General features: G+C 64.1%; 1 protein-coding gene. It reads right to left on the reverse strand.

Annotation, left to right across the window (positions count from 1 at the left end; all coding sequences use genetic code 11):
• Window positions 1-93 precede the first annotated feature (93 nt).
• A partial coding sequence (locus ABG80_RS22960) for a hypothetical protein (RefSeq protein ID WP_407638769.1) occupies window positions 94-273 on the reverse strand: 180 nt, incomplete at its 5' end.

Here is a 273-nt window from a genome sequence, read left to right on the forward strand (position 1 = left end):
GAACCGGGCGGGTGGGGATCACCTCGCCGGTCTTCTTGTTGACGCCACCACCCAGGGTGGTGACTGCTCGAATGGTGCCGGTCAGCGTGAGCATCACAGGCTCCCTTGATCCAGGGCACCGGAACGCTCGATAGCTCCCTCGGCGCGGGCCAGCGCATCAGACACAGCAGCCTCGATGAACTCGCGCTTGCTCATGTCGAGCAGGTTCGTCACTTGATCGAGGCGCTCGATCAGCGAGGGATGCACCTTGGCGCACATCTGGCGCAGCTCGGT

This window comes from Aquabacterium parvum, from assembly GCF_001447195.1.
GTDB lineage: Bacteria > Pseudomonadota > Gammaproteobacteria > Burkholderiales > Burkholderiaceae_C > Aquabacterium > Aquabacterium parvum.